Here is a 19,607-nt window from a genome sequence, read left to right on the forward strand (position 1 = left end):
TGGTGCGGAGTCGCGCGCACCGTTCGCGTAGGGCGGACCCGTCCCTGTCCGGCCCGTTAAACTATGGCCCAGCAACCTCGAAATACGCGGCAAGGGCAGCAATTTCTTCATTGGACAACCGACCTGCCATCATTTGCATCACCGGATGCGGGCGAAACTTGTCCTTATAGGCGTGCATGGCGACCACGAAATCCTCAGCCGGCCAGCCGATGATGCCCGGAATACCGTCGTTGTCACCGCTCAGCTGGTGGCAAGACGTGCATTCGGACGACAGGTATTCGCCGTATTCCGGGTCGCCTTGAATGGCAAGAATGGCGGCATCAACCGAATGATCTGTTCCCGCCATTGTGGGGGCCGCTTCCGGGATATTGCCGGGATCATCCGAATACCGGCGCAAATATGCCAGTAAATCAGCACGTTGCCCCGCATCCTTCAACCCTTTGTAGGCCATACGCGTATCAGAGGCGAACGCCTTTGGGTTCTCGACATAGCGATCCAGCAGATCAAAATCCCAGACCAAACCGTCCTTGCCCATCCGTGTCAGGCCATTGGAGTACCTGAAGCCGTCAAGGCCTGCCGCGCGGCGTCCGAAAATACCGTTCAGATGTGGCCCGACGCGGTTCTTTGCCCCTTGCCCGACCGAGTGACAACTTGAGCATTCTTTAAACACCGCCGCGCCCTTGTCCGCATCCCCGATCTCGTTCGAGAGGGATGGAGACGCCGTGGCAAACAAGGCAACCAGGCTAAGCGTGATGTGGCGATTCCAGCCCATGCAAAAAGCGTAACGAGTTAATCTTATTCACTCAATAATTTTTATATCATGTTTTGTGCATTTGGTTGCGCCACCCATCACCACACATCAGGTGTTTCGCCCTTCTCTTCCATTTGCTGGAACACATCCTGAAGGTAACGCTGGAACACTTGCGATTGATAGGCGTCCGAGGTCACGTATTCCAACGACTTCAAGAAATGGAACGGCTTGAAATATCCCGGCATCCGAAACGCTTCGGCCGCCCGGGCGCTGCTGGTGTCCGAGGCATCCGAGGGGAAAATCACCACGGTCGGTGTGAAATTCACACCCCATTTCACGGTCAGGTCACGTTCCTCCAACGCCTCTCCGTCGAAATCAACCACCTCACGTGCACCGAACATATTCAACTGCACGACCATGAAGTTTTCCTGCAGGTAATCCACAATCTGCTGACGCGCAAAATTGACCTCGTGCAATTCGCGGCAATAGGGACAACCCTGTTGTTCAATCAGGATCAGAAGGTCTTTTCCCTCCGCCCCGGCTTCGGCCAGATCATCGGCCATTTCAAGGAAGCTGTCGGTAAACCACGGCTGTTTATGCAAGCCGTCATCTCCCAGTTCAGCCGCGGCGACAGGCAATCCGGCCACATAGGCAAGAATGCCAAGACATAAAGCGAGAACGCGCATTGAACCCTCCTTTGTTGCGGCGGAATCTAGCACAGACGTGGTCATTCCCCAAACCTGAGTTGAAAAAAAGGGCGTCATTCTCATCCAACGACGCCCGAGTCGGGGTATGAATGGTTTACTGGCTGTGTGACTTCAGAAATTCGAGGACCGCCTCGATATCCGCCTCTTTTTTCAAGCCCGCGAAGGTCATCTTGTTGCCCTTCAGATAGTTGCGCGGGTTGGCCAGATAGCCCGACAGGCTTTCCGTGTCCCACACCAACCCGCCTTCGCCAGCGGCCATCATCGGCTTGGAGTATTTGAAGCCGTCAACAGCACCAGCGGTTCGTTCCCAGACGCCATTCAGCACGGGGCCAACGCCATTCTGCGCGCCCTCTCCCACCTTGTGGCAAGCCTTGCATTTCTTGAAGACCTTCTCACCTTTCTCGGCCAGATCTGCATCGAACGCGACCGCCTTGGGGGCTTCGTCACCGGCTGGGGCGGCTGCCTCGTCCGTGGTTGCGGGCGCTGTGGTCTGCACCTCATCCGCATCGGCTCCCGCGTTCGGATCGCCTTTGAACACGACGTTGCGGGTGATCTCAACCGGACCGGGTTTGCAATCGCTCATGCAGCGGTTGGTAAAGGAGCCGTATTCGGTCTCGGCGCGGTCATCGACGATGAACCCGTCCGCGTTCGGCATCTCGACCTCCAGAAAGGTGTCTTTCGACAGGGTGAAATCTTCGTCCACCAGATAGTTGGAGTAAAGAATATAGGCCACGATGGCATAAACATCGTCATCGGACAGCGTCTGTGCCGATCCGAAGGGCATCGAGCGGCGCACATAGTCAAACGTGGTCGACAGATAAGGCCAGTAAGACCCCACCGTCTTCAGCGGATCTTCGTCCGCCAGGCTGCCGTCGCCGCCTGCCAGTTTCGGCCAGTTATCCACACCTTCGGCAAACTCGCCATGGCACGATGCGCAATTTTCGGAAAAGACGGTTTCCCCGGTCAAAACATCGCCCGAGCCTTCGGGCAGGTTCGATCCGTCAGGAAACACATCAAGATTCCACGCCGCCACTTCGCCATCCGTGGCCGCACGGCCCAGACCCAGCTTTTCGGCGATGGCAGGTGCCGCAGTCAGGGTGGCAACCGCAGTTGCCATCAGGAACTTAGGAAACTTCGACATTGTTTGCCTCCCCGTTTGCGTTGACATGCCAGGTCTGGATACCGTTGTTGTGATAGATCGAGTTCAACCCGCGCACGTCGCGCAGCTGCGCCTTGGTGGGCTGCACATAGCCCGAGGCATCCATCGCGCGCGACTGCAGGAACATTTCCGACCCGTCCCAATCAATATCCAGATAGAACCGGCTCAGCGCCATCGGCTTTCCGGGTTCGGCCAACCGTGCCTCTTGCCAGGTCACGCCGCCATCCAGCGACACATCGACGGCCGTGATCGCACCGTTGCCTGACCACGCAAGCCCGGTGATGACCAAGGGCCCCTTGCCGTGAGTGATTGGCATTTGGGGGCTGGGGCTGGTGATGATCGACTTGGCATCCATCGTCCACGTCCATTTGCGCGAGGTGCCATCGGCCAGCGTGTCGGTGTATTTCGAGGTCTCTTCCCGGCTTTCAACCGGCTTATCCATCACCTCGATCCGGCGCAGCCACTTGACCCACATGTTGCCTTCCCAGCCGGGAACAACCAGACGGACCGGATAGCCATGTTCCATACGCAGGGCCTCGCCGTTTGCCTTGAAGGCCACCATGCAGTCATCCAGCGCCTTTTCGATCGGGATCGAGCGGCCGTTCGAAGACGCATCCGCGCCTTCGACATAGACCCACTTGCCCGCAAGGTCGCCAGCGGCCGTCAACCCAGCTTCCTCAAGCAAAGTGCGCAAGGTCACGCCGGTATATTCCATGTTGTGGATCATGCCGTGAGTGTATTGCGCGCCATTCAGCTGCGCGCCCGCCCATTCCATACCGGTGTTCGCGGCGCATTCCAGAAAGAAGGTGCGCGTGACACGCGGGAAGCGCTCAAGGTCTTGGTAAGAGAACACGAGCGGCGTATCGACCAGCCCGTTGATCATCAGGCGATAGTCTTCCTTGCGCAGGCTGATCGCCCCCGAATGGTGGCGTTCAAACGCGCAACCCTGCGGCGTAATCGTGCCGTCCAGCGCGTGGATGGGCGTGAAGTTGATTGAACTGATCGTGTCCGCGGTCAGCCATTCGACGGTGCGGCGCACCACGTCGTCTTCGTATTCAATCGGCAGGCCATAGGGTGTCGCATCCACCCCGTCGCCAAAACCGCTGGCCCAATCCTGAACCTCGGTGATCAGTGGATCATCTTCGGCACGTGCGGCCCCAGCGGCCCCAAGGGCGGCCCCGGTTGCCGCGGCCCCTTTCAGGAACGCGCGCCGGGATGCGCCGGTTTTCGTAGAGCTGTCACTCATTTGGCATCTCTCCTCTTGCATCTCAATATTCGCCTATGTGCATGGATAGGCTTTGAAAAATGGCCCGAAGCATGTGCCCCGAGCCGTGTTTGATCAGGCGCCGACCACCGTGACCGAATTGTTCGGATCCAGTGTTATGGTGCCTTGCTTCTTGATATGGCTTTCAACCACATCCCAGATTTGCGGACCTTCGGTGCCCTCGTTCACTGATGCCCAGCCCGCGACCACATAGGTCTTGGCCGGGTCAATCGCCTCGCCGGTTTTCAGAAGTGTCATTTCGGTGATCCGGTAGCCCTGCGGCTTGGTGATGTCGATGCGGTAGCCCATGCCACCGATGCGCACCATGTCCCCGCCCTGCTGGTAATAGGGATCGGGGTTGAACAGGTTGTCGGCCACGTCCTCAAGGATCGTGTGGATGAACTCGCCCGTCATTTCGGTACGATAAGCCTGCCCATAGGACATCGAGGTCACGTTCCAGATATCTTCGCGCGTGATCTCCTGCCCCGGCAGGATCGACGGCCCCCAGCGCACGCCGGGCGACATGGCGATATCCGCCTCGCGCTCGTTGATCAGCGCGTCACAGATCAGGTCATCCCACGAGCCGTTGAAATTGCCGCGGCGATAAAGCAGCGTATCGGTTGTTCCGATCACCTCCTCCAACTCGGCCTGATAGGGCGCGCGTTGCTCGTCAATCAGTTGTGTGATCGTGGCATCCGGCGCGATCACGTCGGCGAAGATCGGGATCAGCTTGTGGCGGATGCCCATCATCTTGCCGTCGCGCACGTCCAGATCGACGCGGCTGACAAATTTCGAATTCGAGCCAGAGGCAATGATGAACGTCTGTTCGACCTGCACCGGTTCAGGCAGCGCATCATGGGTGTGGCCCGACAGGATCACGTCGATCCCCGTCACCTTGCCCGCCATCTTCTTGTCCACGTCAAAACCATTGTGGCTGAGCACGACGACAAGCTCGGCGCCTGCTGCGCGCACCTCGTCCACCATGGCTTGCATGTTTTCGTCACGTATACCGAATGAGTATTCGGGGAACATCCAGCCCGGATTGGCAATCGGCATATAGGGGAAGGCCTGCCCGATCACCGCCACCTTCACGCCACCGCGTTCAAAGAACTTGTAGGGTTTGAACAACTCGGCCGGCTCGTCCCATTCGGCGTCAAAGATGTTCTGGCCAAGCGCGGCGAAGGGCAGCCCCTCGACAATTTCGTTCACCCGGTCCGACCCCAGCGTGAACTCCCAATGGAAGGTCATCGCATCGGGCTTCAGCGCGTTCATGACGTTGACCACGTCTTGGCCTTGCGTGTGATGGCAGGTGTAAGACCCGTGCCACGTGTCGCCGCCATCCAGAAGCAGCGCATCGGGTCGCTCGGCCCGGATGGCGTTCACCACGGTGGCCACGCGGTCCATCCCGCCGACCCGGCCATAGCTCTGCGCCAATGCCGAGAAATCGTTATAGGTCAGCGCATAAGCATTGGGTGATCCATCCTCGATCCCGTAAGCCCGCCGGAAATCCGCACCGGTCACATGCGGCATCTGTCCCTTTGCCGCGCCGACACCCAGGTTGATCTCGGGCTCGCGGAAATAGATCGGCTTCAGCTGCGCATGAATGTCGGTGATGTGGATCAGGCTGACATTGCCAAAGGTGTCGAACTTCAGAAGATCATCCTGCGTCAACGCCTGCTGCGCGGCAAGCTTGGCCCAGTTGCCAAAGCCCGACGCACCATAAAGGGCCGAGGCTGCCATTGAGACCTGAAGAAAATCACGGCGAGAGATCATAAGCGGTTTCCCTTGGCTTTCAAACCGTTGCTGGCCACAACCCATGCGAAGGCTTGAATGTGTTTAGAAAAAGATACCCCGCCCGAACGACATTCAGGCGGGGCAGATGTTTAGTTGCGGACCGACGGCCCTTCGATCGACAGGCCGTTGCCGCGCGAGGCGACATAAAGTTCAAGCGCCACGAACTCGGGCGATCCGGCGTTGAACGTCTCGGCACGGGTGTCGCGAATGCAGCCCTTGAAGCGCGAATGCGCCCCGTTCAGTTTGGTGTTTTTCAGGCGATAGGTCGGGAACCCATTGATCTGACCCTGACTCAGGTGGTCGGCCCGGATCATGTTGCCATAGTTGTTTTCATGGCAATTCGCGCAGCTCAGCTCAAGCTGACCATAGCGGGTATAGTAGATTTCCTTGCCCTGTTCCCAGGTGGACTGCGCCGGGCCGTCAATGGCGACATTAACCGGCATCCCGCGCGAGACCGAGGCCAAAAGCGCCTCGACATCAACTGCGGCGCTGCTGTCATAGCCCCAAGGTTCAGCCCCCATACGGTTTTCGCGACAATCATTCACCTGCATCTGAAGCGTGCGCACCTCGCCCGCCTCTTCGTTCCACTTCGGATAAACGGCCTTCACACCGGCCATCTCTTCCGGCTCACCATGACAATCCGCACAGGATTTGCCTTCGGATCCGTCGGCCGTGGCCCAGATGTCAGCCCCGTTTTCAGCCCCCAGCATGCCAGGGTTGTCAAAGTCATCCATCTGCATGGACTGCGTTTGATCCGACCGGAATCGCCAGCCCGACAACACCTCGTCGAACGCATCCGACAGATGTTCCGGCGCTGCGGTCTTGGTGACGATTTCAATATCGCCATTGGTGATAAGTTCAGCGTTTTCATCGGCTGTGGCAATCGCCGCCCCGGTGAACGAGGCAGCGACCAAAGCTGCTATGCCGTGAAGTTTTTTCATTATTGTTTCTCCTCCCTTGCGCCGCGCTTAGCTGACTGCGATCGGCTTGGTTTCTTCGTAAACCGAGCCATCATCGTCGTACCAAGTGAACTTGAAATCGCCAGCCTCTTCGACGGTGGCGTCAAATTCAAGATAAGGGTTGGTTGAAATCGCGGGCTCCAGCGTCACGTCGATGACCATCTTGCCGTTCAGCTCGCAGGTGAACCGGTTGATGATCGAGCGCGGGATCAGGTTGCCGTCGCCATCTTTGCGCTGGCCCGATTCCATCTTGTGGCTGATCAGGGTTTTCAGGGTCACCACCTCACCGGCACTTGCCGATTTCGGGACTTTCACGCGGGGTTTTACACCTTTTGCCATGTCTTCAAGCTCCTCTGATTAGCCGCCGCAGCCGCCGATTGTGACTTTCACGGTCGACGACGCTTTCACAAAGCTGCCATCGGACATCTTGGCGATCGCGATCACGTCTTGCGTGCCCGCCAGACGCATCCGGGTGGATGCAGCTTGGCTGCCCGCCGCTTCGCCGAAGTTGAATTGCGCCACGCCGGGGGTCGGGTTGCCAGCGGCCAGCAGAATGATCGATTCTGCGCCGGGAGCATCCACCGAAACCGGAACTGTGTTGCCATTTTCGGCAATTTCGGGCGCGGTCAGGGTGATCCCACCTTCGCCCATTTCGGCACCGCCGGTAAAGGCAGCAATCGCGTCATCCGCAGCGGCGGCGGCGCGCATCGGCAACATCGCCACGGCGGTCGCGCCGAGACCAAGTGCCAGAGCTTCACGTCGTGTGAATTTCATCTGTGTCTCCTGTATATTGGGTTGCCGATCCGCGCGCTTATTGCAGCGTCATCAGATAGGCGACAACGTCTTCGATCTGCTGCGCAGTCAGCAGCGGTTCAACTTCGCCTTCATGGGCCTTGCCGGTATAGGCGTTGCCCAGACGCGTAAATCCATCCGTCTTATAGAAAGACGGCATCATCGAGTCTTCGAACATCATCTTGGCATTGGCCACGATGCCGCGCAGTTCCGCCTCGCTCCACCGGTCGCCAGCGCCGTCAAGCAGCGGGCCAACTTCGCCATGGAACGGCACGTCGGCCAGATCTGTGATTTCGTGACAGGCAACACAGTTGCCCAGTGATTTTGTCGATACGACTTTGGCGCCTTCCGCCGGGTTGCCCGCGACCCCTGTCAAAGACTGGGCGACGGCCCCTTCTTCATAGGTTACGTCCGCTGGCGCCACCGTTTCGGCGTTTGCCATTCCAAGCCCCGCAAGCAGAGCGACAAGCGTGATCGTTGTCCGCTTCATGATACCTCCCATGTCGGTTGTGTGCACAACTGTGTGCAACGTAACACGCTAAGTAATTTCCGCAACATCAAATTCTAATTTTTGAATTTTTCGCAGGTGCAGCGACGGGCGGCAGCGCCGGGGTGGCGCCCGCACTTGAGTTACCCCATTGTATCAGAGCCATAATTTCAACGGTCAGCCAATATTGCTGAACCACGGCATCCACTCCAGCATGAATTGCCCGATTGCATTCACGCTGTTTGTGGCGATCAATGCTGCAAAGACGATCAACATCACGCCCATTGTCCGCTCGACCCATGGCAAATACTTCCGATTGCGACCGGCCCAGGCCAGAAATGGCCGCGCAAACAGCGCCGCAATGACGAAAGGCATCGTCATCGCCAGCCCATAGACCGCCAACAGCAACGCCCCGCGCCACAGATCTCCCATCCCCGACGCGATCATCAGAATCGATGCCAGCGCCGGACCCACGCAAGGCGTCCAGCCAAAGCCGAAGGCCAGCCCCATCACATACGCCCCGATCAGGGTGCTGGGGGCCGCCGTGCTTTCCAACCGCGCCTCGCGATACAAGAATGGGATTTTGACGATGCCCAGGAAATGCAGGCCGAACGCCAACAGGATTGCCGCCCCGACATAGCTAAGCGGCTCTTTATAGCGCGCGAACGCGGACCCCAGCGCCGTCGCCCCCAGCCCCAACAGGATGAAGATCGTCGTCACGCCCAATGCAAATGCGATCGCAGACACCACCAGTCGCCGTTGTGCGCCCTGGCTGATCCTGCCCTCGCCCGTCAGCTCGTTCATCGAGATGCCCGCCATATAGCACAGGTAAAACGGCACCATCGGCAGGATGCAGGGCGTAAAGAAAGACAGTAGCCCGGCAAGGGCTGCACCAGCAAATGAAATGTCGAGCATGACCATTCCTTGAAATCAGGACATATTCAAATTAGGTGTTGTATTGAAACAAGGTCAACCTTTTCCCGACACAGGATCAAATTTATGTCGCGTATTCGTGCTGTTCTGACCGCCCTGCTTTTGAACGTGATCGCGATCCCAGCCTTTGCGGCAGATTTGGTGATGGTCGAAGAGCCCGGATGCCCTTGGTGTGCGAAATGGGAACGCGAACTGGGCGCGATCTATCCCAAGACCCCCGAAGGCCAGTTTGCACCGTTGCGCAAGGTGCAGCTGCATGATCTGCGCAAAAAGAATGGGCCGGACAGTCTAGGCATGACGCTCGATCGGCCCGTGATGTTCACCCCGACCTTTCTACTGATCGAAGACGGGGTCGAGCTGGCCCGGATACAGGGCTATCCGGGCGAAGATTTTTTCTGGGGCTTGCTTGAACAGATACTGATCGAAAACACAAGCTACTCCGCCCCGGTGGACACCAAGGTCGCGCCTGAGCAGATCACCAACTGATCTGCCGCGCGACTTGTGGCGACTTCATGTGCCTGCTGAAACACGGTCAGGCGGTGGAATGGCCAGCCAGATTGCAATAACCGTGATACGTCTATATGACAACGGGAAGCGGTATCAACAAGAAGGACACCACTATGGCATTGCCGGTCATCCGCGAGGATATGACAAGCGACGAGCTGGACAAAATGATGACCAGCGCCTGCGACGCCTCGACCCTTCTTAAGGCGATCAGCCATGAAGGTCGGCTGATGATCCTGTGCCATCTGGTCACCGGCGAAAAATCCGTGACAGAGCTGGAGCACCTTTTGCACGCCAGACAAGCTGCCGTTTCGCAACAACTGGCACGCTTGCGTCTTGAGGGGCTTGTTACCCCGCGCCGCGAGGGCAAGACGATCTATTATTCCTTAACGGACGAGCGTCCCCGCCGCATTCTGGAAGTGATCTACGAATTGTTTTGTTCGGTCGGCGACACGAACGACGTCAAGAAGGCGGCTGAATAAGGGGCTTTCTTTCCTCGCCCTCTGCAGAGAAGCCGCGTGAAAAGACAAAGTTACAAACGGTTTTCGCGGCTGACCGAAATACAGTCGGCATAACTCCCGATCCGGGATACAGGAGCATTCACCCATGTTCGACTGGATCAGTGACACCAATCTTGCAGCACTCATCGGCCTTGTTGGTGGTGTGATGCTGGGTCTGTCGGCCCGGTTGGGGCGCTTCTGCACGTTGGGCGCCATCGAAGATGCGCTATATGCCGGATCGTCGCTTCGTATGCGTATGTGGGGCATTGCGATCGGCGTGGCCATGATTGGTTCCCACCTGCTGATCGGCGCGGGGATCGTTCAGCCGGAAGAGGCTATCTATCTGCGACTGGGCTGGAACCCACTGGCATCCGTCATCGGCGGTCTGCTGTTCGGCTATGGCATGGCCCTGTCCGGCAATTGCGGCTTCGGTGCCTTGGCACGGCTTGGTGGCGGTGATTTGCGCGCCTTCGTGATCGTCGTGGTGATGGGCTTGTCCGCCTATGTTGCGATCTCGGGACCGCTGGCGCATCTGCGGGTGCTGGTTTTTCCTGAAACCCCTGCGGATCCTGCCGCCTTGCCGTCAATTTCGGTCAAACTCGAGGCGCTTTTGGGGTTATCCACCTCAACCATCGGCACCGCGATTGGCGCCATTCTCATCCTGATCATGTTCACCAGCAAAGAATTGCGGCAGGCCCCCCAAACCGCGTTCTGGGCAGTGGTCGCTGGGCTGGCGGTGGTGATCGGCTGGGGTGGCACAGCGTGGATCTTTGCCAACGGCTTCGACCCGATCCCGGTGGAAAGTCACACCTTCTCGGCCCCGCTGGGCGACACCATGATCTATCTGATGACCTCGTCCGGGTCGGCGCTGAATTTCGGCGTCGGCAGCGTGGCTGGCGTTCTGGTCGGCGCCTTTATCGGCAGTCTCTTCAAGGGGCATTTCCGATGGGAGGCCTGTGAAGACCCGCGCGAGTTGAAGCGGCAAATGGGTGGTGCGGCGATCATGGGACTGGGGGCGGTCATCGCCTTTGGATGTTCCATCGGGCAAGGCTTGTCCGCCTTCGCGATCCTGTATTACGGCGCACCCGTGACATTTCTGGCGATCATTGCCGGGGCCGCCTTCGGGCTGCGGCAACTGATTTCCGGTTTCGCCGTCGCCGAGTAAGGCCCAAGGGCTGAAAAACGCATGCGGTTCATTGGCCAGAGCCGCTTTCGCTCTTTCCACGCAACTTTCCGCAAGTTAGGGTCCGCCCCTGAAACGACCCGGTTGCCCGCAATCGGACGCAAAGGAAGACAGGGAACCACAGGGTCATGACCAACTTCACGCCCAGCCCGGATCACGCCGCCGCGTTTCGCGCGGCCCTTGGCCTGTTCACCACGGGCGTGACCATCGTGACCGCCAAGTCCCTGCGGGGGCCGCTGGCGATGACGGTCAACAGCTTTACCTCGGTCTCACTGGACCCGCCGCTGATCCTGTGGTGCCCGGCCAAAGTGTCGGCCCGCCACGACGCTTTTGTCGCCGCCGAACATTTCGCCGTTCATTTGCTGTGTGACGATCAAACCGATATCGCCCGCCGTTTTGCGCGTCAGGGCGAGGATTTTTCCAACCTGAACTGCCGTGAGGATTTCCATGGCGTGCCCGTGATCGAGCCATGCCTTGCCCGTTTCGACTGCACAACCGAACAGGTTGTCGATGCCGGAGATCATTCGATCGTGTTGGGGCGGGTGCATCGGGTCACGGCACATGAAGGCCGTCCGCTGACCTTTCATGCCGGTCGGTTCGGTGGGTTTGATGACACGCCGTGACGCACGCGCACGGCCCTGTCAGTTTGTCATGATCTGGGCACGTTCATAGCTTGTCATGGCTTCACTGCCATCATCATAGACAAGCCGGACCGAAACCAGATCAATCGACTTCAGATCAAACTCCAGATACGGCAGTTTGTCTTCCACCTTGATCGCATTTGGCTGGGGTTCGTCTTCATAACACGGCTCCGCATCAAACTGCCGCTCTTGCTGACCATTCAGAGAGTAATGGATCTGCTCCAGCCCACACCGCCACGCCAGAAGATGCGTAAAATACAACAGATCCTTGCCGTCATACTCTCTTACTGCGACCCAACTTCCCTTGGTGGCGTCAAGTATTGGCCGCACCTCGTCCGCTGTTGTAAAGTTTTGCGCCACCGAAGGTGCTGCAAAACCTGCCAGAACGACCGCTGCGATCACCGTTTTCAACATACTCAACTCCTTCAAGATCAACACAATAGACCAATATTTACAACATGATGCGCCGGGATATTGAACCCTCGGCGAACTCTCTGGACGCACGCCCCGTTTGAAACGCTTTCAGACTCGCCCCCATCCTGCATATACTGCCCGAAATAAAAAGCGCAGGCAAAGCACAGATGACAAAGCCCCCCCGCAAATCGGCGAAATCACGCCCTGATTTCAATATCGTGATTGTCGCCCAATCGGGCAGATTGTCCTATGAAGCGCTTTTGTTTGCGGCATCCTTGCGCCAATCGGACCCGGATTTCAGTGGCAAACTGTATATCGCTGAACCACAACCGTCGGACCGCTGGCCAAACGATCCGCGCATCAAGCCGCATATCCGCGAGGCGTTGGACGCCCTTGGCGCCGAAATCGTCCCGTTTGAAAACCGCCATTTCGGCCATGATTACCCCAATGGCAACAAAATCGAGGCCCTTCTGTCATTGCCCGAAGGCCAACCATTCGTCTTCTTTGATACCGACACCGTGATCACCGGGAACCTGTCCGAAGTGCCGTTTGACTTCAATCGCCCCGCGGCGTCAATGAAGCGTGAAAACACATGGCCCAAGGTCGAACTGTATGGGCCGGGATATGGCGCGACGTGGCAATCGCTCTATGACAAGTTCGGCCTGGACTACGCGGCATCGCTGGATCTGAGCCACCCGGACGAATACTGGCAACGCTACATGTATTTCAACGCAGGCTGGTTTTTTGGCGCGTGCCCGCGCGCCTTCGGGCAGCGATTTCTGGAGTATGCACTGACGATCCGCGATGACCGGCCCAAGGCGCTTGTCTGCCAGGAGCTTTTTCCATGGCTGGACCAGATCGCCCTGCCCTTGGTGATCTCGAGCTTTGGCGGCGGTCGACCGGGGCCGGAACTTGCCGGTCTGGACGGGGACGTCTCGTGCCACTGGCGCATCCTGCCGTTGGCCTATGCGCGTGAAAGCGACCGTGTGATTGATGTGATCGAAAGCGCGTCCGCGCCCAACAAGATCAAGAAGATCCTGAAAGAATATGATCCGATGAAGCGGATGATCTATCAGGGGCGCGGCCAAAAGGTGCGCGACATGTTTGACCGCGACGCCCTGCCCCGGCGCGAACAAAAAATACGAAATCAGATCAAACGCGAAGGATTCTGGATGCGGTGACGGCGCGCGCGCGCGGGGACATTCCATAAGAAAAGGCGCATCGCTTACGATGCGCCTTCTGTGTCTGAAAGGATGAGGCCGCGAACGGCCCGGTCCTTATGCCAGAGCGATATTAGTCGCGCTTTCACGGCCGTCACGGCCGGGCTCGATATCGAAAGTCACTTTCTGGTCGTCTGCCAGACCGGTCAGGCCAGCACGCTCAACAGCCGAGATGTGCACAAACACGTCTTTGCCGCCGCTTTCGGGTGCAATAAAGCCAAAACCTTTAGTTGCGTTAAACCATTTGACGGTTCCAGTAGCCATCGTTTTTCTCCTATTTGGTCTGCCCACGTTATGCGGCAGGTTGGCAAAGTCAGTACAAGATCGAGAGACTGAGCCTTCAGGAGCAGTGTAGTCGATAGTGGTAACGTCGCAGAGCCTACATGGGGCCGTTGCACCGGAAATACAAGCTCTATTCACAAACTGCGGATTTTAGGAGGGAACCTGCGTATCCCGCGTCATCGCCATCCGGCGCTGCGCCGGTCAGGTCGCAAAGACCTTTGTCATGTCCCGAAATCCCTTCACCTCGATCGGGTTGCCGGACGGGTCGCGAAAGAACATGGTCCATTGCTCACCCGCCTCGCCTTCGAACCGGACTGTCGGCGGGATCACCCATTCGGTGCCAGCCGCTTCCAGCCGGTCGGCCAGCGCGCGCCAGTCGTCAAGCGCAAGCACCACGCCAAAATGCGGCATCGCCACCATATGGGCGCCGACCTTGCCGGTCTCGGCCGTTTCAAACGGTGTGCCCAGATGAAGGCTGAGCTGATGACCAAAAAAGTCGTAATCCACCCAACTGTCGGTCGACCGCCCTTCGCGGCACCCCAGAAGATCGCCGTAGAACGCCCGCGTTTCATTCAGATCGGTCACGTTGACGGCAAGGTGGAACGGCGTGGGCATGGTGTGCTCCGGAACAAGGTTTTGAAAACCATAGCAGGGTGCGAAAAAAGGACCAGTTCAAAGCATTGGGCTGAACGCAGTTCCAATCTGGTTCCCTGCGGGTGCGGCGGCGTGCAAGACCCGTTGAAGCGTCGCGCCCTTTCGCCTAGCCTGCGCGCAACGAAAACGAGGGAGACATCCATGTCCGACGACCACCAACTGGGCTTTGACACGCTGCAAATCCACGCAGGGACCGAGCCTGACCCCGCCACAGGTGCCCGTCAGGTGCCGATCTATCAAACCACCGCTTACGTGTTCAAAGACGCTGAACACGCTGCACGGCTCTTTAATCTGGAAGAGGTCGGCTATATCTATTCCCGCCTGACCAACCCCACGGTTGCCGCCCTGCAAAACCGCATCGCGGCATTGGAAGGTGGCGCGGGTGCTGTTTGCTGTTCTTCGGGGCACGCAGCCCAGATCATGGCGCTGTTCCCGCTGATGGGTCCGGGCAAGAATGTCGTGGCCTCGACCCGTCTTTATGGCGGATCGGTCACGCAACTGAGCCAAACCATCAAACGCTTCGGCTGGGAAACCAAATTCGTCGATTTCGATGACGAAGCCGCCGTGGCCGCCGCCATCGACGACGACACCCGTGCGGTGTTCTGTGAGTCCATCGCCAATCCCGGCGGATACATCACCGACATCCCCGCCATTGCCGCGATTGCCGACAAGGCCGGCGTGCCGCTGATCGTCGACAACACTTCGGCCACGCCTTACCTGTGCAACCCGATTGCGCTGGGGGCCACGCTGGTCGTGCATTCGACCACCAAATACCTGACCGGCAACGGCACGGTAATGGGCGGCTGCGTGGTGGATTCGGGCAAGTTCGACTGGATGGCGTCCGACAAGTTCCCGTCGCTCAGCCAGCCCGAGCCCGCCTATCACGGCTTGGTCTTCGCCGAGGCACTTGGCCCGATGGCCTTCACCTTCCACGGCATCGCCATTGGCCTGCGCGATCTGGGCATGACGATGAACCCGCAAGCGGCGCATTACACGCTGATGGGCATCGAAACCCTGTCGCTTCGGATGCAGAAACACGTTGCCAACGCCGAAAAGGTCGCCAAATGGCTGGAGGCCGACGACCGGATCGACGCCGTGACCTATGCGGGGCTGGACAGCTCGCCCTATAAATCCCGCGTCGCGACCGTCTGCCCGAAGGGTGCGGGTGCGCTGTTTACGGTGGCGGTCAAGGGCGGTTACGACGCTTGCGTCAAGCTGGTCGACAGTCTGGAGTTGTTCAGCCACGTCGCCAACCTTGGCGATACCCGCTCGCTGATCATCCACTCTGCCTCGACCACGCACCGGCAATTGTCGCCCGAACAACAGGAAGCCGCAGGGGCTGCGCCCAATGTTGTGCGGATTTCCATCGGCATCGAAGACCCCGACGACATCATCGCCGATCTGGATCAGGCGCTGGCGAAGGCCACGGCCTAGGCAGCGTTTTAGACGCGAAAAGGCCGCCTCGTCTGGCGGCCTTTTTATTTCCAATCAAATACTTGCTCGTCAATTTTGATCCAGTTTGAACACCATCGTCACGCTGGCTCCGATCTCAAGCTCGCCCGCCGCAATTGGCATGTCAGACTTCGCGGCCTCCATCGCCATGCGGCCATAGACGGGTGCGGGCGCGCGCGATCCGCCTTCGTGGATCGAAACGATCGAGCCCAGCGTAACACCAGCCGCGTCCGCAAGCACCTTCGCCCGCGCCATCGCATCGGCTACAGCATTTGTCCGCGCCGTATCTTCCGCCGGGCCACGATCTTGAAGATCGAACTGCAACCCATTGAGTTGATTGGCTCCATCCGCAGTGACAGCCGTCATGATCGCCCCCAACCGGTCCAGATCGCGCACCCGCACCGACACCATGGTGTTGGCGGTGAACCCAACCAGTTTCGGCGGACCGTCCGAGTTGCGGTTGTAGTCATATTTCGGCGACAGGTTGATCTGAGAGCTTTGCATATCGCGCGGCTCGATCCCCTGTTGGGACAGGCGATCAAAGATATCCTGCGCGACTTTCGCCACCTGATCCAGCGCATCTCCCGCCTCGGTCGCTTCTTTCGTCACACCAAGACTGATCCGTGCCATATCAGGGACAACCTCGGCGATGCCCTGCCCGGTGACCGTCAGCCGCGCGTCATCGTCGTTTGCCCAGACCGGCGAGGCCATGGCCATCATCACCCCAAAAATCGCTATCGTTTTCCGCATCTTGCTCTCCTGTTTTGCGCCACTTTGCGCCGATATCTGCCGGGCGCAAGGTCGGATGACCTCCTGCTCTTTCCATAAGCGAAAACCTGCTATAGTTTCAAAGAGGTGCGCCCAGCCAGTGGGCTTTTTTCGCACGTTCGGGGGTTCCGGAATTTCTCCGGGAAGGGTCATAGCAGGACGACAATCAGTATGAAGCCCAATTTTGCGCTTGATCTCAGCCATGACGGTATCGGACTTGTCCATCGCGGCAAGGGTGGCTGGGTGTTGGTGGGCGAAGTGTCGCTGGATCATCCCGACCTGTCCAGCGGGCTGGATCTGTTGCGCCGCAAGGCCGCCGACCTGGAGAGTGGCGGGTTCAGCTGCAAGCTGATCATCCCACCATCGCAGCTTTTGTTCACCAGCATGACGGCACCCGGCCCCGACGACGCAAGCCGCGCGGCCCGGATCCGCGAAGGGCTTGAGGGTCTGACCCCTTACGACGTTGACGATCTGGTCTTTGACTGGCGTGCCGACCCGCAGGAAGACGGGATGGTTCATGTCGCTGTTGTGGCACGCGAAACATTGGATGAGGCCGAAGCCTTTGCCAATGAACACAACCTGAACCCACTTTGCCTGGTGGCCCGCCCGTCCGGCAGTTTCCTGGACGAAGCGTTCTTTGGCCCGGCGAAAAGTGGTGCCGTCGCTGCCGGTGTGACGGTTGAACCTGACCATGCTCCCGTGCCCGAGCTGCTCGGGGCCATTGGCAACAGCGCGCGAGCCGGGTCTGGCTCGGGCGAGGCGAATGCAGCCGCCAAGACCTCGGCGCAACAGAAGGTGGATAAGGATCAATCCGGCACGTCTGCCCTGCCCGAACTTGCGCCTTTCCCGCCAACGCCCGACGAACAAACACCCACAACGCCGCCGCCTGCCAAGGCCCGAGACACATCATCCGAGCGCCCACCAGAACCGATGCCCGACGCCGCGGTCATCGCGAAATCTGACGCAGAGATCACCCCCCCGGCCAAGACGGATGGGATTGAAAAGCCAGCAGATGCACCGGCTTCGACCGTTCCACCAAGCTCTCCGGTGGTCGAGGGCGGCAAAGCCTCCGCCGACGCTCCCCCTGCATCCGACAAAAAAGTGTCGGGGATCGTGCCGCCGCCACCGCCTTTCACCTTGCCCGAAGCGCCCGAAACCGTGCCCGACCCCGAGCCTGAGGCACCCACCTTCTCGTCCCGACGCGTCGAGGATCCGGCCTCCAGCAAACCCGACACCGCGCCGGTCAACGTGGACGTTAAACCACGTCTGTCGCTGGGTGTTGACCGTGAAACCCCGGACGACAAAGCGCCGCCGGTTGGGAAACCCTCCGACCCGCCCGAGCCACCTGTACAGAAACCCGTCCATGTGCCCGTGACTTCGCCCGTGGTTTTCGGGGATGATCCCGCCCTTGGCGAACCCCGCATTGGCCCGAAGGAACGCGCGAAAGCCGTCGGTGGCAGAGGTTCCGAAAAACTGTCTGCCGCTGCCCGAAAAGGCGCGGCAGGCCTGGCCAGTGCGGCGGATGCTGCTGGCAAGCTCGGGCGCAAGACCGCCCAGAAGATCGAAGAGCGGCGTCGCGACAGAACCGAGCAACCCAAAACTGCCCGCCCCAAGGTGGCCATTCCGTCGCTTCGCAAACAGCCCGCTGCATCGTCCGCAGACCCATCCGAAACCGCCATAGCCCCGCCCCCTTCTCAGGCCGGTGGCAAGGGCGGCAAGGAACGTTCGATGCGGGTAGCGAAGCCGCCACGCGTTCCGTCGCCGCGCGCGCGCGAGGCGGAAACGATGACGGTTTTCGGCGCAAGACAAGCCCAGTACGTCGGTGGAAAACCTAAATATCTGGGCCTGTTTCTGGTGCTGGGCCTTCTTTTGCTGATGGTCGTTGTGGCCGTCTGGTCGATGTTTTTCCTGAATGACAGCACAGCTTGGCTGTTTCCCGAGCGTGAAGATCCGTTTGAAGCGGCAATTTCAACCGATCCCGATGCGTTTGCACAGGAAAGCCGGGAAGACGAAGCCAACGCCGCGCTTGAAGAAATTGACGAAGATCAGGCGCGGGTCGCAACGGGTGCGCGCGACCCTCTGACACCCGAAGCCGCACAAGCGCGTTACGCCGCAACCGGTATCTGGCAACGCGCGCCGGACCCCCTGACCAGCCCGGAAACCACCGATCTGGATGACCTATATGTCGCGTCGATTGACCCGAAAACGGCCGTGCAAGACGCCGTGGCGCTGCCCGTGACAGGGTTGTCCAGCGGTGCGGCCACCGCGGTCAACACAGCCCCGCCCCCACCGCTTGGCACCACATTCGCGCTCGACAGTGACGGTTTGGTTGTTGCCACACCCCAAGGCGCATTGTCGCCCGACGGCGTGATGGTTTTTGCGGGAAGACCCGCTCTCGTCCCTGCCCCGCGACCGGGCAGCGACGTGGTTGTTCCGACGGTGGAAGAGACAGTTGACGCCGCCCCTACCTTGCCCCGCATCCGTCCACGTGCACGCCCCGAAGGCTTGATCGAGGGCAACGAGCGTTTGCAACTGGGCGGTCGAACGCGAACCGAGCTTGCCGGGCTGCGCCCGCGCGCGCGCCCGACCACCCCCCGCGCCGCTGCACAGGCCGCCGCGATCACCGCCGCGTTGCAGGCCGCCGACGATCCATCTGCAAATGACGACGCTGGCAACCCATCGACTGCCGGGATCATTGCACCAACCAAACAGGCCATCGTGAGCTCGCGTGAACCACGCCATCGTCCGTCCGGATTTAACAAGATTGTCGAGCGCAGCAATGCAGCACGTGATGATGCTTCCGATGGCTCGGTCGCGGTCGCAGCGGCATCGCCACAACAAAGCGTGACGCCCAGCATCCCGACGCGCGCTTCGGTCGCCCAGCAAGCCACGATCCGGAACGCTATCAACCTGCGCAAGATTAGCCTGATCGGGATTTATGGATCATCGTCGTCGCGGCGCGCATTGGTGCGCCTGCCCTCGGGACGGTATCAGAAGGTGGGTGTCGGCAGCCGTCTGGATGGCGGCAAGGTCGTGTCGATATCGTCAACCGCACTTGTCTACAAAAAAGGGTCGCGATCCGTCACCTTGGAAGTGCTGCCGTTCAGCTAGGAAAAAACGCCCGATGGTCAAACCACCGGGCG

The 19,607-nt window shown here is 59.3% G+C and carries 21 protein-coding genes; 7 read left to right on the forward strand and 14 right to left on the reverse strand.

The features are described 5' to 3' along the window. Window positions 1–61 precede the first annotated feature (61 nt). From J3R80_RS01380 to J3R80_RS01425, 10 genes are all read right to left on the reverse strand, one after another. On the reverse strand, window positions 62–772 hold the full coding sequence (locus J3R80_RS01380; RefSeq protein WP_275391962.1) for a c-type cytochrome: 711 nt from the start codon (window positions 770–772) through the stop codon (window positions 62–64). Window positions 773–849: 77 nt separating this feature from the next. Beyond that, entirely contained in the window at window positions 850–1,437 is a 588-nt protein-coding gene (locus J3R80_RS01385) for a thioredoxin family protein (protein ID WP_275391963.1), read from the reverse strand. A 115-nt stretch (window positions 1,438–1,552) separates the two neighbouring features. After that, a complete protein-coding gene (locus J3R80_RS01390) occupies window positions 1,553–2,599 on the reverse strand; it encodes a c-type cytochrome (protein WP_275391964.1) in 1,047 nt (348 codons plus the stop codon). Next, window positions 2,583–3,863: a sulfite dehydrogenase gene (gene soxC, locus J3R80_RS01395; protein ID WP_275391965.1), complete on the reverse strand. Its 1,281-nt coding sequence runs from the start codon at window positions 3,861–3,863 to the stop codon at window positions 2,583–2,585. Before soxC ends, J3R80_RS01390 begins: the two co-directional genes overlap by 17 nt. 93 nt (window positions 3,864–3,956) lie before the next feature. Then, the gene (soxB, locus tag J3R80_RS01400; RefSeq protein WP_275391966.1) at window positions 3,957–5,654 is read right to left on the reverse strand and encodes a thiosulfohydrolase SoxB; all 1,698 of its coding nucleotides are present in this window, start codon (window positions 5,652–5,654) and stop codon (window positions 3,957–3,959) included. A 110-nt stretch (window positions 5,655–5,764) separates the two neighbouring features. After that, window positions 5,765–6,616 (reverse strand): sulfur oxidation c-type cytochrome SoxA, encoded by an 852-nt coding sequence (gene soxA, locus J3R80_RS01405; RefSeq protein WP_275391967.1) that lies wholly within the window; start codon window positions 6,614–6,616, stop codon window positions 5,765–5,767. 27 nt (window positions 6,617–6,643) lie between these two features. Continuing rightward, window positions 6,644–6,973 carry a thiosulfate oxidation carrier complex protein SoxZ gene (gene soxZ, locus J3R80_RS01410; protein WP_275391968.1) on the reverse strand — a complete coding sequence of 110 codons (330 nt, stop codon included), beginning with the start codon at window positions 6,971–6,973 and terminating at the stop codon, window positions 6,644–6,646. A gap of 18 nt (window positions 6,974–6,991) precedes the next feature. After that, window positions 6,992–7,408, reverse strand: a complete 417-nt coding sequence (soxY, locus tag J3R80_RS01415) for a thiosulfate oxidation carrier protein SoxY (RefSeq protein ID WP_275391969.1) — start codon at window positions 7,406–7,408, stop codon at window positions 6,992–6,994. Between the two features lie 37 nt (window positions 7,409–7,445). Then, window positions 7,446–7,916: a sulfur oxidation c-type cytochrome SoxX gene (soxX, locus tag J3R80_RS01420; protein WP_275391970.1), complete on the reverse strand. Its 471-nt coding sequence runs from the start codon at window positions 7,914–7,916 to the stop codon at window positions 7,446–7,448. 174 nt (window positions 7,917–8,090) lie between these two features. Further along, on the reverse strand, window positions 8,091–8,828 hold the full coding sequence (locus J3R80_RS01425) for a cytochrome c biogenesis protein CcdA (RefSeq protein ID WP_275391971.1): 738 nt from the start codon (window positions 8,826–8,828) through the stop codon (window positions 8,091–8,093). Between the two features lie 84 nt (window positions 8,829–8,912). Here J3R80_RS01425 and J3R80_RS01430 point away from each other — a divergent pair, with 84 nt between their 5' ends. The 4 genes from J3R80_RS01430 (at window position 8,913) to J3R80_RS01445 (ending at window position 11,656) form a co-directional block, all read left to right on the forward strand. Beyond that, window positions 8,913–9,332, forward strand: coding sequence for a hypothetical protein (locus J3R80_RS01430; protein WP_275391972.1), 420 nt, complete (start codon window positions 8,913–8,915; stop codon window positions 9,330–9,332). Window positions 9,333–9,466: 134 nt separating this feature from the next. Beyond that, window positions 9,467–9,832 carry a metalloregulator ArsR/SmtB family transcription factor gene (locus tag J3R80_RS01435; protein WP_275392248.1) on the forward strand — a complete coding sequence of 122 codons (366 nt, stop codon included), beginning with the start codon at window positions 9,467–9,469 and terminating at the stop codon, window positions 9,830–9,832. Window positions 9,833–9,956: 124 nt separating this feature from the next. After that, a complete protein-coding gene (locus J3R80_RS01440) occupies window positions 9,957–11,015 on the forward strand; it encodes a YeeE/YedE family protein (RefSeq protein WP_275391973.1) in 1,059 nt (352 codons plus the stop codon). A 146-nt stretch (window positions 11,016–11,161) separates the two neighbouring features. After that, window positions 11,162–11,656, forward strand: coding sequence for a flavin reductase family protein (locus J3R80_RS01445; protein WP_275391974.1), 495 nt, complete (start codon window positions 11,162–11,164; stop codon window positions 11,654–11,656). 18 nt (window positions 11,657–11,674) lie between these two features. Here J3R80_RS01445 and J3R80_RS01450 read toward each other — a convergent pair whose 3' ends face one another. Further along, window positions 11,675–12,088: a hypothetical protein gene (locus J3R80_RS01450; protein WP_275391975.1), complete on the reverse strand. Its 414-nt coding sequence runs from the start codon at window positions 12,086–12,088 to the stop codon at window positions 11,675–11,677. Between the two features lie 167 nt (window positions 12,089–12,255). Between J3R80_RS01450 and J3R80_RS01455 the strand changes: the two genes are divergently transcribed. After that, on the forward strand, window positions 12,256–13,269 hold the full coding sequence (locus J3R80_RS01455) for a hypothetical protein (RefSeq protein WP_275391976.1): 1,014 nt from the start codon (window positions 12,256–12,258) through the stop codon (window positions 13,267–13,269). A gap of 96 nt (window positions 13,270–13,365) precedes the next feature. Here the strand turns inward: J3R80_RS01455 and J3R80_RS01460 are convergent, their stop codons facing one another. Continuing rightward, window positions 13,366–13,572 (reverse strand): cold-shock protein, encoded by a 207-nt coding sequence (locus tag J3R80_RS01460; RefSeq protein ID WP_275391977.1) that lies wholly within the window; start codon window positions 13,570–13,572, stop codon window positions 13,366–13,368. A 219-nt stretch (window positions 13,573–13,791) separates the two neighbouring features. Then, window positions 13,792–14,205, reverse strand: a complete 414-nt coding sequence (locus J3R80_RS01465) for a VOC family protein (protein ID WP_275391978.1) — start codon at window positions 14,203–14,205, stop codon at window positions 13,792–13,794. Between the two features lie 180 nt (window positions 14,206–14,385). Here J3R80_RS01465 and J3R80_RS01470 point away from each other — a divergent pair, with 180 nt between their 5' ends. Further along, on the forward strand, window positions 14,386–15,678 hold the full coding sequence (locus J3R80_RS01470; RefSeq protein WP_275391979.1) for an O-acetylhomoserine aminocarboxypropyltransferase/cysteine synthase family protein: 1,293 nt from the start codon (window positions 14,386–14,388) through the stop codon (window positions 15,676–15,678). A 69-nt stretch (window positions 15,679–15,747) separates the two neighbouring features. On the opposite strand, the gene J3R80_RS01475 is transcribed toward J3R80_RS01470, so the two are convergent. After that, the gene (locus J3R80_RS01475; RefSeq protein ID WP_275391980.1) at window positions 15,748–16,446 is read right to left on the reverse strand and encodes an SIMPL domain-containing protein; all 699 of its coding nucleotides are present in this window, start codon (window positions 16,444–16,446) and stop codon (window positions 15,748–15,750) included. A 189-nt stretch (window positions 16,447–16,635) separates the two neighbouring features. Here J3R80_RS01475 and J3R80_RS01480 point away from each other — a divergent pair, with 189 nt between their 5' ends. Continuing rightward, window positions 16,636–19,575 carry a hypothetical protein gene (locus J3R80_RS01480; protein ID WP_275391981.1) on the forward strand — a complete coding sequence of 980 codons (2,940 nt, stop codon included), beginning with the start codon at window positions 16,636–16,638 and terminating at the stop codon, window positions 19,573–19,575. Window positions 19,576–19,607 lie beyond the last annotated feature (32 nt).

The organism is Aliiroseovarius sp. Z3 (assembly GCF_029105185.1).
In the GTDB taxonomy this organism is placed as follows: domain Bacteria; phylum Pseudomonadota; class Alphaproteobacteria; order Rhodobacterales; family Rhodobacteraceae; genus Aliiroseovarius.